The sequence below is a fragment of the Bacillus cereus group sp. Bc061 genome, assembly GCF_027715825.1.
In the GTDB taxonomy this organism is placed as follows: Bacteria; Bacillota; Bacilli; order Bacillales; family Bacillaceae_G; genus Bacillus_A; species Bacillus_A paranthracis.
The window spans coordinates 149069-163741 of record NZ_JAQFTZ010000009.1 but is presented as its reverse complement, the minus strand read 5'-3'; the positions used below and the strand labels follow the sequence as shown (position 1 = coordinate 163741).

Sequence of the window (14673 nt, the reverse complement as noted above, 5' to 3'; positions counted from 1 at the left end):
AAGAAATCCGATGAACAAAGCAAAATTTGGTCCGATGCTTTTAGCATTGGCCCTTTTTGCTGTATTCCTACTTATTCCGACGCGCTTTCTACTCCCGCTTTTAAGTGACGAGAAAGTAGAACAAGCTGCGACTTCTTTAAAAGAAGAAAAGATTCAAAGTATGATTTTACAGCAAAAGATGTTAGCAGACCCGAAATACCTTCCGATGTACGGTTCATCGGAATTCGCACGTATGGATGCTTTCCATCCATCAAATTATTTCAAAGTAAAACCTGAAGGATTCACACCATTCCTACTTGGACGCGGCGGAACACAAGACCTTGTACATGTGTTAAACTTTGCATCTACAATGGATCAATTGAAAGATAAGAAAATGGTATTCGTTCTTTCTCCGCAATGGTTTGTACCACAAGGTATTGATGAAACGCACTTTGCACCTAACTTTTCAAAACAACAAGGTTACCACTTCATTTTTAACGATGATGTAAAACCTGAAATGAAAAAGCAAATTGCAAAACGTTTATTAAACTTTGAAATCGTTAAGAAAGAAACTTTATTAAAAATTTCGCTTGAAGGTATCGCCTACGATGATACGAAGTATAAAGTAAAAGCACTTGCTGCTAAACCTTTCGCTTATATTTATCGTAACATTTTAGATCGTAAAGATTTATTTACAGCTATGTTTAATATTAAACCGCATAAAGAAAAACTTGACCCTTCGTTAAAACAAATGAATTGGGAAGAAGCTCGTAAACATGCGGATCAAACAGGTGCAGCAGAATCAGGATCTAATGAATACGGTATAGAAGATGGTTACTTCAATAGCAAAATTAAGAAGAAATTAAAGCAACGTGAAGGTTACTTAAAAAATGATGCTTATGACCAATCACCAGAATATGAAGATTTACAAATTGTACTTGATTTATTAAAACAATCTGGTGCAAAACCACTCTTCATTTCTGTTCCTGTAAAAGGTCCTTGGTACGATTACGCTGGATTCCCGAAAGAACGACGCGAAGCGTACTATAAGAAAGTTCATGAGCAAATTGAAAAAGCTGGTTATCCAATTGCTGACTTCTCAGATCATGAGTATGATAAATACTTCTTAAAAGACCATATGCACATAGGTTGGAAAGGCTGGGTTTATATCGATGAGGCCATCCAACAATTTTATAAAGTAAAGAAATTAAAAATATTTGAAGGATAGTATCATAAAGAAGGAATATTAAATCAAATGTTATACGTCGCTTAATATGGATCGAAATATAAAGAATGGGGTAAAATTAAAAGAATGAAATCTAATTATCGTAAAAACAAGCAGCTAATATAAACTATCATGAATTATTAATATAAAAAACACCTAATTATTTGAAGGAAACAAGTATTTTACGGCAGATACTATGAAAGCTATTAATTCGTTGGGAGGATTGGCATTAAAACAACTGTATACTAATGCATATAGTAAAGATTTTAATAATGCTTCTAAAGAGTTAGCGTTAGGAATTACAGCGCTTATTCCATATGCAGGAGTAATTATTTCCCCATTACTAGGCTTGCTATGGCCAGAGAACACATCTGATAGTCAAATGAAACAGGTTGAGCAGAAGATAGAAGAGAGAATTAAAGGCTATGATTTATCTGCTATTAAAAGTGATTACAAGACACTATTGGGACTTCAACAAAAATTTGAAAAATCAATGATTGAAAAGAATATTAACAAGGATACTCGTCGAAACGATGCAATCAATGTTGATAATAAATTTGAATCGCTTATAAATGATTGCGCTAAAGAGCCTAAACTTGAAGAAGCAGAACTTCCTTTATATACAATGATTGCAGCCGCACATTTGGTATTTTTACAATCTATGCAACAGGAACAGATTAGATTAGATGCAAACATTGATGGTGGCACCTTCAACTCTCATTTTGATACATTTACAGAAAAAGCTAAGAAATACAGAGATCATATAAAGGAGACATATGATAAAAAATATAAACATGTAATAAAAGAAATAACAAATATAGGAGAAAAGCACAGAATAAAAATTGATGAGAATAATTACACGAACATTTTACAACATAAAATTAAAGATTTGCACGGCTATATCAGAACTTTAGGTGATCGTTCCGGAGCATGGACAAGGGAAGTAGATCAACTTCAAAAAGATTTAGATACCTGTAACGACTTATCAAATGACTTAAGGGATTTTTATAACAAAACATGGGGTAACAAAGCGTTTCAGCTAACCGCAAAACTTGATGTGTGGATAGAAGAGAGCGGAAGATGGTTTCGCTACGATGGGGATGGGAAAATGAAAACCGGATGGTTTAAAAGTGGCGATAATTGGTATTATCTCAGTCCTGAAAAAACTGATAAATTAGAAAAAGGACAAATGGTGACCGGTTGGTTAGAGGATGATGGGAATTGGTATTTTTTAGCAACTAATGATCAGTTTTTCGGACCAAAAGGTTATATGGTCAAAAATATGAAGATATGGGCTATATTAAAAAGGAGTGTAAGAATTAAAGTGCTATCAACTAAGGTTGGAGCAGAGCTTACAAGAATTGGTTGGTTTCAGAATAATGGAGAGTGGTATTATTTTGAAAAGAATGGTACTTTGAAACGAGGTTGGCTCCAAGATGGAGGAAAATGGTATTATTTAAGAGAATCGGACGGATCAATGTTTACAAATAATCTTTTAACCACAAATGACGGGAAAATATATTGTTTTGGTAAAGATGGTATTATGAAAATTGGGTGGACAAATTTTTATGCTCAATGGTTTTATTTTGAAAAAGATGGTTCCGCAAAATTAGGTTGGTTCCAAGATAAGGGGAAATGGTATTATTTTTGTCCAGAATTTCAGGCTGTTCCTGGTTATGGTAAAGGACAAATGCTTTTAGATACCACCCAAAAGATAAAAACCGCTAACGGCCAGTATAAAGAATTTCATTTTAATGCCAGTGGCGTTTGTACGAACCCATGATTTTAATTATTTTATAAATACATGGGGAACGTTGCTTTTATAAGTATCTATTTGTAAAATTACAAAAAACCTCATGGATAGAAATTGTTAGAGTATATTTTATTAATTTTAGAATTCATTAATAAAAATGGATTTGAAAAAGCCAAATATTTTAGATACTGTTATAAAAAAACGAAGTTTGATTGTAAACTTCGTTTTTTTATATCGAATAAATTATCCAATAAACTTCGCGCGAAATTCCGATTTAACGAACTCTTGAATAAATTATCAACATGTGATTATTATATTTCGAGTTAAATACATTGAGAAAATTAGCTACATAAATATTAATTATAAGCTTATATTTTACTTAGAAAAATTGAAACGTTTAGCTGCCAGTAATGTCTATTAATTAATATATCCGGATGGAGATCCTCATGCTTATGAAACTGTCTTTACTAGGTATATAATTATACGGAAATGCAATAGCAGGAGCTAATAGAAATATTTAAACAAGTCTTAGCAACTTTTATAGATACTTTTAGTATAATTGCAGAAACATAATTGTTATGCATAACAATAAATTACTACATAAATAATATACTTTTTGTATTTAAATAGATAATTATAATAATATATTAAAAAAGTATGTTATTATTTACTTCATAGAGGCAAAGTGATTATGTACCTATTCTAATGCAATTTACATATACTTTTTCCCTCATAAAAATTTCATTATTATTTTATGAGTCTACTTTAAAAAACTATTAATAATTAAATCGGAGGAATTTTACCAATGAAAAATTATTTATTATCATTTATTGAGCACTTCTTTGCCTATTTCGGACTTTTTATAGCTCTCTTTGCATTTTCTTACTTTATTAGCCCTAACGTTATTATGGCCCTAACTGTTGGAGGGTTATCTGTATTTCTTTACATGTGTATACAACAATTTGAATCGTTTCGATCTAAGGGAACTTTTCCTCAAGTGATTTTCCAGCTTGCAATTATTTTATTGGCAATTTGCGCTTTTTGTTATGTATTCTATAACTTTGTGTCACCGATTTTAGATAGATTAAACATTTATGACTGGATAATTGTTATTGCATTCTTAATTGCAACAGCCGGTACAATAATTCCAATTGCCAAAAGCAAAAAAAAACCTTTGAGGATCATGTATTGTCTACTATTAATTGGAATTATAATATTAACTTTTATAAAATCACCAGAAAATATTTCTTTTAATAAGAATAAGAGTTTAAATGCTGAAGATATCGTATTGCTTAATAAAGCTTTAGATAACTATAAGTCAAATAATAAAGACTCTTATGATACAATTAAAATGAAATTGAATACAATCAATACTCGTTCCGACTTAGATCAATTTATACTTTTTACTTCTTTAATATTAGCTGGTCTAACATTAGTAGACTGGACCGATGGCATTAAAATACGAAGAAAAAATCGACAGGAGAAAAAATGAGTATGGATATAACATTCACGTTCCCCCCTATTACCTAATAGTATGAGGTTAGGCCCTTATTTACTATAATTAAATTATAGTAAACTGTTCGTTAAAAGTGTATTTAACGTAAACAATAATTTTAAGAATTTAAAACTGTTATTTAATATACCCAGTTTAAACTCTAATTAAAGTAGAATTTAAACTATATATTTTTTATATAATAAATTCCGGAATTAAGTAAATTTATCGTAGATTTTAAATCTTCTCTCTTATCAAGGGAAATAATAAAAGTTCAGCAATGGAAAATTGCTGAACTTTTATTATTTATTCTTTCCTATTCTGCCTAAACTATCTTTAATAGTTGTTTCCCCAAGTTGTGTATATAGCAAAGCTGTATCTTGACTGGTATGCCCAAGTTGCTGCATCACTTGTAATGAATCTTTTTCTTCCATATATAATTTATTTGCCAATGTATGTCTTAATTTATGAGGAGACATTCTTTTTCCATAGGCCTTAGTATACTTTTCTACTATATCTTGGATAGCTCTAACTGAAAGAGGTTGTGCAGTATGTTTATATTTCGATAAAAACACATTTTTCAATTCTTTCCCTGGAGCATATTTGTTATCTCTGATTTCCATATACTTTTCAAGATCATTCAATGCAATTGGGGTAATCCATACAGAATCTTCTTTGTTTCCTTTTCGGATTACATCAATTAGTCTTTCTTTTAAGTTTATATCTTCCATACGAAGATCGGCCAATTCGCTTACTCGAATACCACTACCAAGAAAGAGGGAGAGAATAGCTACATCACGATCTTTATCTCTTAGGAAATAGAACAACTGATGTTTTGTTAAAGATTTTTCATGTTCATATTTAACGTAATTCAAAAATTCTTGATCGTCATCATTATGGAATATTTTAGATCTCATACGTTTTGCACGAGCATTTAATGTTTCTTTATCCTTATGTATTTCTATTTTAGCCATTACATTTCTATAAAAATAACATTCTCCATCTTCATTCTCTGAAAGGGAGGTAAGGTACTTAAATAAAGACTTTAAGGCCGAAATTTTTCTGTTAACAGAGGAATTCTGCATGTTTTGTTGTAATTTTAAGAATCTCATAAAGTTTTCAACATCTTTTTTCTTTAAATTCTCCAGATCAGAGAAGGATATGTCTTTAATAGGTTTTAATTCAATAATTTGTTCGGATAATAACCAATTAAAGAAGACTCTAAAGTCATATACATAATTCAGTAGGGTGGAGGGAGAGGCATCATGCAATTCTTTGTACTCCACAAATTCTTCTATGTAAAAGGGCATTTCATTTAGATTCTCGTATAATTTTTTACGATGTACGGATTTTTGACGTTGCTTGCTGTAATCCATAAAAATCACCTCATATATACTATAACAGAAAATGAATACGAACACAAGTTCGCGTAAAATTCAATTTTTATACATATTCATTTGTATAAATAAATTATGAGATACTAAAATTAAATATAGGCGCATGTAAAATAATGCGATTTTTGTATACAAATTACATCTAAAACAAAAAAATGCATTAATATCATGATAAAATATTATCTAGTTAATTTAATTAAGGTTTATCGGGAATTAAATTAACTAAATCAAGACAAGAAATACTTTTTGAAATTAAAATGTAATTTACTATAAAATCTTTAAATGCTAATTTATCATAAATCAACATACCAAGATGCATATACGTGAGCATGAAACCTCTAAATGCTGTATTAGATTTTATAAACAAACATAATTGTTCGTAAAAACGGTATTTCGTGCGAAATTATTAATCGTTTATTTTCCCTCTTCTTGCATCTGGTTTTCCTCTATTTTTACGAAGCATTCCCAAAGTATAGTCCCGAGTATCCAAAGTATTTAAGACGCAATGATGTTTCATAACAAATCACTTAATCACAATAAAGAAATGTAATTTTTGTCTATCCTGACGACAAAAATTACATTTCTTTATTGTGATTATAATTTTATCATAGAATTATTTTCGAATACTAAGGAGGTTTTTTTATGGAACATTTGGATCTTGAAAATGTAAATAAAGGTTCTTTATCCCAATCAACCATTTTACACCTTGAGGATTTAGTAAATAAGTATGTTAAGCAAACGTATGATGATTCAGTTGAATTGAAAGATTTGAAACTAGATGATCTAAACATTCTATGCTCTCTTGATATTCCCCGTACTTTAAATGGCAGTCATTCTGTATCTAATATCAAAATCGGATCGGACACCTTGGAAAATATCACTGATGAAGAAAAAGTTATAAATATTCCTGTTCGAACTTCAAGAAATAAGAAATTTACAGTCACACCTATTCAAACTTTACATTTAAAGGATGGTGAAACTGTTATAAATCAAAGTCTCACATCTATTCCAAGTATACATGCAACTTTTATGGCTTCAGCAAAACAAAATTTTCAAAACTCTCATTCCTATAGTGTAATTGATAATCAATATTATGAAAATGAAATCCCTGTATGTGTGGCTCCACATTCAAAAGCAGATATATCAACCTTTGTAAAAAGGCTACAATTTGATGCAATTATTCGTACTTCTGTTACGTTAGATGGATTAATCAGCTTTTCTTATATTATCCATAATGACGGTTATGAGGGCGAAGATATAATTTCTATACAGGAATTAATAGAAACACTTCATCCTGCTCACTTTAAAGTGATTAGTACTTCTAGTGAGCATAATAAAGTCATTTATCAAGGGCATTCTCGTTTGCAAGGGACTGTAGATTTAAATATATTTATGGAAAATAAAGGAACTGCGTTAACGAATACTGGTAATAACTATGAATTTACAAAAATTCTTACCGAGGATGTTGAGGAAAGCTTGTCTCCACTTCCTTCGGATGGAGAATATTATGTTGATTTTGACACATCTCCCAAATTAACATCTAAAGAACAGGATATCGTTGCATACACAAGAGATGTTATTTTTTTAAATAATAGAAACAGCATTAGTGTTTTTCCAAAATTTAAATATGGAGTGAAATCTACTGCAATACACTCTATTGAATCTGCTGAAAAAATAGAGAAAATCGTAGCTTCAGGGAAGAATCACTTCGAAAATTTTGGGAATACAGAGATTACTCGAAAATCAATCGCTGAAGAAGTAACTCTGACAGAGACTGTTACTTCGACTAAAACAAATGAAAACTTGGTCGAAGGAACAGTTAGTTTAGAGTTTTCAGGAAAAGCAAAAATCCCACTGATTGCAAAAGCGAGCACAAAACTCGCATTCAGTTTAAAATATAATCACAAATGGATAAATACAGATACAAACACACACACTACAACTGAAAAAGTTACAGTTCCATCTCAGGATGTTAAAATACCTCCACATACATCCTCACATCTTGAGTATGTTTTACACCAGTATAATGCACACGGTTTCTTTAGTCCTATTTGGGAAATTGAAAATAATATAAGAATATCCGTTCCTATGGTGTATTTGGGATATTATCATAAAGATTTATCTAAAGAAATAACTACGGGTTCTATTTTTATGGACGACAAACACCTTTTAGGGGTACCGTTTGAAAGAAAAGGATCTGGTCCAATTGTTTTTCCGATTTCTTATGAAATATTAGAGTCCGAAGAGATATTAAATGCAACTCCTTATCAATTTTTCAAAGAATTAGCCAAACGTATTATTCGTTATCCTTTAACTCAAAACAATCCGCTGTATAGACGTTTAGGAGTTTTTATAGGGTTAAAATCAAAGGATTTTTCCTTATTCGGTCAACCTCAATACCATACTACCCAGAATATTTTATTTGATGCAGCAGAAGTAATAAGGCTTCTAAAGTTTAAGGATGAGGAACAAAAAATATATGTTTCTGATGAAAAAATTCCTTTTTCAGCGACTGTAGGGAAAGAATTTACAGTAAGAGATACCCAAACTCCTCTATAATTGTTGCTTTACTATTTACAGTTAAGGTTAAAACCCCCGTATTCTTATAAATTAGGACACGGGGGTTTTACTAATAATAATAATTCAATCCTATATCAATTTAGAAATTAGGTGTAAAGGGCAAAAAATCATAATCAGTCATTAATAATTTTGAACCTCGGTTTATGCTACTAAATTTTTGATTAAACTCACCTTCCATGCTATTTTTAATATTTGAGAACAAGATTACAAATATACGTTTTCCTCAGCCCTCATAATAATTCTTTACGTTATACGTTCTACAGCAAGTACCAGCTGACTAAATCTAATAGTAAAAGGAAAGCGCGAGATTTCTTATTTAAAGCTATTCAAGAATATCAGTTAACTTCATAATAATCTCAATAAATATGAGGAGAATTCCTATTACCAAAAATAAAGAAATTCATATGAAGAAGTCATAATACATTAAATTGATTCCTAGTATGAGTAATAATATGCCAATATAAAAATTACAAAGTAAGTTAGCGGTCTCTTAATATAGATAGTGATAAAAACTTTAGTTCTTTTTTAGAAATAAGTATATTAAAAATAATAAGTTAGTTAGTGGCGATTTGGGAGATGTGACAAAGATTGAAGTATAGTCTTTGAATAATATTGAGAAATATAGAATTATAAAAGAAAAAGTAAATCTATCCCTTTGATGGTTATTTTATTATTCTTAATCATATGACCTGAGCTTTTATCTAAATAATACCGATGAGTTCTCTTCAATCCTACCCATTGTAACCAACCAGTCCACATTTCCCCTAGTGCAAATTTTGCACCAGCATAGTTTTGCGTATCGACACCATCTTCCCCACGACTGAAGTAATACCACCTCCCGTCAATTTCAAACCAATTTATCACCATTTCTCCTTCTGCAATTGGCATGGAACGATATCCCGTGGTTTGTTTAGGGCTAAGGTAATAGAATGCTTCCTTATCTTGGAGCCATCCGGTTATCATTTGACCTTTTTTAAATATTTCACCTTTAGAGTTTTTCATGTTTTCTGTAGTACTTAGGTAATAATATTTACTTCGCCCGCTTAAAACCCATTCAGTCATCATTTCCCCATTTTGCACCCTCTTGTTTCCATTTACCTAATGCTGCATGGAACGGTTTGTTACCAACTGTACTAGCTTCATAGCTATTCTTTTCATTTAGTAATGTCTTGTAGTTATCATATTTTTTACAGTGGCATTGTAGTCATCCTCTACTTTAGCCAAAGAACGATTGGAAGAGTCACTTTCTATTAATGCCTCGTTGTAAAAGTTTTGGTGTAAATATATATAAATTTGAAATCACAGTGTAGTTGCCTAATGGGGTTCTGTTGCAAAGTTTGAAAAAAGCATAAACAGGTTGGTAAATAAGGACCGATGTTTAGGAAGTAGCTAGTAATTGTTGAAGTTCATTGTACGTTGAAAAGGCGGAGTCTCTTTTAAGACTTCGCCTTTGTTTATATAATAGGGCATGAATGGTCCCGATACCTTTTATTATACGTGAAGCATGACGAAGATTTTGAAATCCTATGGAATTAGCAAAACGTCTCTTTATATGCCTATGATCCTGTTCAATAAGATTGTTTAAATGTTTGATTGAACAATGGATTGTAGTTTGATAAAATCCTTGTTTTCTTAATTTGTTAAATCCGCAAAGTAATGCCGGCGCTTTGTCTGTAGTGAGAACCGTTAGTTCTCCAAAATATTTTACTAATCTTTTTATGAAGGCATATGCCGCTTGATGATCCCGTTTTTTACGAAGTTGAATATCCAATGTGTGCCCATCTTTATCAATTGCACGATAGAGATAACACCATTCTCCTTTAACTTTGGTATAAGTCTCATCTAAATGCCAAGACAAGCGTGCAGATTTATTTTTCACTTTCCAAATTTGATAGATGAGATTGCCATATTCATGAACCCATCGCATGATGGTTGTTGGGTGAACTGAAATACCACGTTCTTTCAGGATTTCAGATACATTACGATAACTTAAAGAAAAACGGCAGTAGTAGCCGACAGCTACTAAAATAATATCTTTCTTGAATTGTTTTCCTTTAAAATATCTCATGTCTAATTCTCCTAGATTCTGTTTTCTAGAGTGTATCTTCATGTAGAAAACTTTGCAACAGAACCAATAATACTAACTTGTCCTTTTAAAATATATTAATGTCGTCTAAAATAAAGGTTTATATCCTTATTGTCAGGGTTTATATTAAAACAAATACCAATAGAAAAGCTAAATAAGTATCGATAAACAAATATATAGGCTAATATACTGCAATAATTATCTGGAGTTTCATAGAGAAAATGAAACTTCGGATAATTATTGCAGTATCGTTAATTTTTAAATAAGGACCATCTTTGAACACAAACAAATTCTCTTCTTTTATCTATATTCGAATGGGGGAATACTTGGTACAGACTTCTGGTTTACGATGTAAAATGGAGAGTGACCATATTTTAAACTGTGTAAAATATATTGATTTTTACACAGAAAATTTCAATTTTAAAATTCTGTAACAGAAGCTGTTTATACACCAATCGATTAGTTATTAAATTTTATTTTATAGCTTCATTACCATGTTACGAAACTTTTGATTAAATGCATCGTCCATACTATTTTTAACATTTGAGAATAAGATTACAAATACACGTTTATCCCAATTGAAATTATTAAAAGTATTCCATCCAGCCAACACACCGTGATTATGATAATAGTCTGGGTGAACATAAAAACTAAAGCCATATTTTTTGGCAGGTGAGACTGTAAACATTTCTGATAAACTCTTTTTAGAAATCAATTTTTCTTTCATAATTGCTTCATCTAATTTTTTCATGTCGTCTACAGTAGTATACATATCTCCACAACCATATAACCATTTCATTTGCAATTTCTGTGCTGGTACAAGCGAATTTTCCTCTCTTCTATACCCATCTGCTAAAAAAATATCCTCAGGGAATTTTTCACCTATTCCCGAATCTTTCATGTCAGCTGGATTAAAAATATGTTCCTTTATATACTCAGATAAAGGGTGTTTTGAAATTTTTTCAACAATATATCCTAAAACCATGTAATTGTAATCTGTATATCTCCAACCTGTTCCAGGTGGAAATTCAAGTTTTTGTGATCCAATCCAATTTATTAATTTTAGGTGTGAAGTTGCATCAACATTTCCTTGGCCTTGCTCAGGTAATCCAGATGTATGTGTTAATAAGTGTCTTAATGTAATTTGTTTCTCAGCTGGAAACGTAGAAACATATTTATTTACATTTTCGTCTATATTTAATTTTCCTTGTTCTTGTAATTGCATAATAGAAACAGCCACAACTGTTTTGGTGATGGAACCAATGCGATATTTTGTTTTTGATGTCGCTAGTACATTATCTTGTTTGTTGGCATAACCGTAAGCTTTTCTTAAAACTACATGGTCTTTAATAGTTACAAGGACAGAACCATTAAACGCGTTATCTTTTAAATATTGATCTAAACTCTGAGCTAATACTTCATATTTACTTGGTTGATTTACTTCTTTATTTATTTGAATAGTCTCTTTAAAATAACGAGATGTTTCTTTAGTGTCTAAAAATAAGTGGAATATATTTGTGAATATATACAAACTTATAAAAAGTTGAAGTAGAATAATGAATCTATGATTAAAATATGTTTTTAACATATAAATCCCCTTCTAATATGTTATTAATAAATAATTTGTTCTATATCATGTACTAAATACGTAAACTATTTTTCAAAATCATATCATTTGAGTCTATAGACACTAGCGCTAATTAACTCTTTATTTATTATTTTTTTATTCTTATTTTCCACTTCGCGATATGTGTTTACCTTTAATAAAGAATTTGTCTGTTCCATTGTTTTTGTATACACGTGTACAATATTATCAGAATTTTTTCCCAATAATTTAACAGTTAATTGATTATCTTTTATAATTGTTTTGATAAATATCGGTGTATCAGTATTGTTTTTGAACTTAAAATCAGGACCGTTATCTGCTACTGTTGCATCTAATCCGGCTGGGACATATCTTACTTGATGACTATGATTTACCCTGTATACAACATCTAAATTTGCTAATAAAACAGCGTTATATAAAGTACTTGAAACTTGGCATACTCCTCCTCCTGCAGCCTGTATTATCTTATCATGTAGAATGACTGGTGCATTTTTGTAGCCATGAGCCTGATCAGTTATTCCCACAATTGCATTAAAGCTAAATTCTTTATTTGAAGGTATTACCACACCATTTAATTTTAAAGCAGCTTTTTCGATATTTTCTCTTACATTTTTATCCCGGCCAAACAAATCTGTTTTGTATTCAGACATAGGGGTTTTCATATTTATTTTTTTTAAATCTTGCATGGAAATATCAGGGTGGATATTTATATACTTTACAGCTATAATATTTGTTTCTTTGTTCACAGCGTCTAGTATATCTTTTTTTAGCATAGTAATGTTCACTTTTTTCCCTGGCTTTTCATCAACATAAGATATTTCAGGATCAGCTCCCCTTAACTTTATAAATGCATTAGTAGGTTCTTCTTGAAACTTAGTAAATTCATTCTCGATAAAGTGTTTTAATTTATTATCATCGAATTTAGGTTCTAATCTATAATTGGTTTTTCGAAAACCTATTTCTGCTGTTAATTGTTTCAACCACCCCGTCCATGTACTTCCTCTTTGTTGGTCGAAAATTTTATCAATGACAAGAGTAGGTTCATACTTAATTCCTATTTCCTGATAAGTATAGGTTCTTTTAGTTTTTCCTAACAAAAATGTTAACTTTTTTTGCATTAAATAATTGATTTGTTCTTGGTGCATACTTTCTAATTGCTTTCTATTTAATCTACCTACATCTATTGATTCAATGTGAGTGTTTGGTAAAACAACTTCTTCTAAACGATGATTTACAGAGGAAATATAATACTTCACTTTAAATCCAATGAGCGTCACTAATATTATTGTGAAAATAAAAATTAAACATTTCGTTCTTTTTATTTTTTTCTTGATAATTAAATTGTAATTCTTTTTCGACATATAAATCACTATCCTTAAAAATGTTTCTTAAATATGAAATTTTGAAATCGATTCCTATGCAATTCTATTTAAATCAAGAGACAATGTAAAATTCAAACAAATGATGAAAACCATCATTTTTTATGATGGTTTTATGACTACAAAATTAATTCGATAAAATATTTTGATTATTACGTTACAAATAATAAAGATCCACATATTTTTTATTATTTATATACTTGAAGTTCTTTTATAAAATTTCTCATAGAAGGTCCTGGATTTATATTTTTATTCCTAATAAATATGGTCGTAATTTGACGGAATTCCTCTGGAATTTCATGACAATAAATGTTAGGAATGCTAGAAAACAAACCTACAGCTGTTACTGGCAAGAGTGTAACACCTAAGCCAAGAGATACGCTATGTAAAATCATTTCTAACATATTAAATTCCATAAATTTATTATTAATAAAACCTTCGTCTTTAAGCCATTTTTCTAACATTGTTCTATAGCCGCAACCTTGTCCAAATACTAAAAAGGTTTCATGATTCAAATCTTGTAAGTTAAATATAGGTTGATTCGTAACTAATGAAAGTGTCTTACTACTAACTTCATATTGGTCAAACGATGGCTCTTTTATAGGGCCTGTAACAAATGCTCCGTCTAATTTGTAATTAAGTACATCTAGCATTAGTTGATTACTTACATCAGTTTTTAGCGAAATATCTACATTGGGATACTTTGCATAATACCCAGCTAATATCATCGGTAATGGATGCACGGTATCTACTGTTCCGATATTTAAAAAACCAACAGAAGATTCATCTTTAAACATATTATTTAATTCCTCAAATTCTTTAAGGATTTTGTCAACTTTTTCAAGAAACTTTTGTCCATCTCCTGTTAATGAAATCCCCCTAGCATGTCTATGAAATAAAACAGTATTCAACTCTTGTTCTAATTGTTTTATATGTGCTGTTACATTGGATTGTACATAATTTAAACTTTTCGCGGCGGCGGTAATATTTTTAATTCTAGCTACTGTTTGAAAAATTTTTAAATCTCTAAATTCCAATTTTCTCTCCACCTTTTATATGTTTTTAGTTTAAGGTTCTTTATTACCTGTTCTCAGTTTCTAAATAAATTGAAAGTATACACTTAGAATATGTTTAATATAAAAATGTAAAACGCTAATAATTTTAGTCTCTAAAATTATT

The 14673-nt window shown here is 30.3% G+C and carries 10 protein-coding genes; 4 read left to right on the top strand and 6 right to left on the bottom strand.

The genetic code is table 11. From position 1 onward, the window contains the following. Positions 1-10: 10 nt before the first annotated feature. The 3 genes from dltD (at position 11) to PDQ40_RS22860 (ending at position 4449) form a co-directional block, all read left to right on the top strand. Entirely contained in the window at positions 11-1207 is a 1197-nt protein-coding gene (dltD, locus tag PDQ40_RS22870) for a D-alanyl-lipoteichoic acid biosynthesis protein DltD (protein WP_242228039.1), read from the top strand. A 193-nt stretch (positions 1208-1400) separates the two neighbouring features. After that, positions 1401-2987 (top strand): insecticidal delta-endotoxin Cry8Ea1 family protein, encoded by a 1587-nt coding sequence (locus tag PDQ40_RS22865; protein WP_270691641.1) that lies wholly within the window; start codon positions 1401-1403, stop codon positions 2985-2987. A 775-nt stretch (positions 2988-3762) separates the two neighbouring features. Further along, positions 3763-4449: a hypothetical protein gene (locus PDQ40_RS22860; protein ID WP_071741202.1), complete on the top strand. Its 687-nt coding sequence runs from the start codon at positions 3763-3765 to the stop codon at positions 4447-4449. 302 nt (positions 4450-4751) lie between these two features. Here PDQ40_RS22860 and xerS read toward each other — a convergent pair whose 3' ends face one another. Continuing rightward, the gene (gene xerS, locus PDQ40_RS22855; RefSeq protein WP_061401921.1) at positions 4752-5825 is read right to left on the bottom strand and encodes a tyrosine recombinase XerS; all 1074 of its coding nucleotides are present in this window, start codon (positions 5823-5825) and stop codon (positions 4752-4754) included. Positions 5826-6485: 660 nt separating this feature from the next. On the opposite strand from xerS, the gene PDQ40_RS22850 reads away from it, so the two are divergent. After that, entirely contained in the window at positions 6486-8402 is a 1917-nt protein-coding gene (locus PDQ40_RS22850) for an ETX/MTX2 family pore-forming toxin (RefSeq protein ID WP_270691640.1), read from the top strand. A gap of 648 nt (positions 8403-9050) precedes the next feature. On the opposite strand, the gene PDQ40_RS22845 is transcribed toward PDQ40_RS22850, so the two are convergent. The 5 genes from PDQ40_RS22845 to PDQ40_RS22825 all read right to left on the bottom strand — a co-directional run bounded on the left by PDQ40_RS22845 (position 9051) and on the right by PDQ40_RS22825 (position 14531). Then, positions 9051-9488 carry a hypothetical protein gene (locus PDQ40_RS22845; protein ID WP_242228009.1) on the bottom strand — a complete coding sequence of 146 codons (438 nt, stop codon included), beginning with the start codon at positions 9486-9488 and terminating at the stop codon, positions 9051-9053. A 313-nt stretch (positions 9489-9801) separates the two neighbouring features. Then, positions 9802-10491, bottom strand: coding sequence for an IS6 family transposase (locus PDQ40_RS22840; protein ID WP_242228010.1), 690 nt, complete (start codon positions 10489-10491; stop codon positions 9802-9804). A gap of 496 nt (positions 10492-10987) precedes the next feature. Then, the gene (locus tag PDQ40_RS22835; protein WP_242228011.1) at positions 10988-12097 is read right to left on the bottom strand and encodes a serine hydrolase domain-containing protein; all 1110 of its coding nucleotides are present in this window, start codon (positions 12095-12097) and stop codon (positions 10988-10990) included. A gap of 83 nt (positions 12098-12180) precedes the next feature. After that, entirely contained in the window at positions 12181-13476 is a 1296-nt protein-coding gene (locus tag PDQ40_RS22830) for a VanW family protein (RefSeq protein ID WP_242228012.1), read from the bottom strand. Between the two features lie 206 nt (positions 13477-13682). Continuing rightward, positions 13683-14531, bottom strand: a complete 849-nt coding sequence (locus PDQ40_RS22825; protein ID WP_242228013.1) for a LysR family transcriptional regulator — start codon at positions 14529-14531, stop codon at positions 13683-13685. Positions 14532-14673 lie beyond the last annotated feature (142 nt).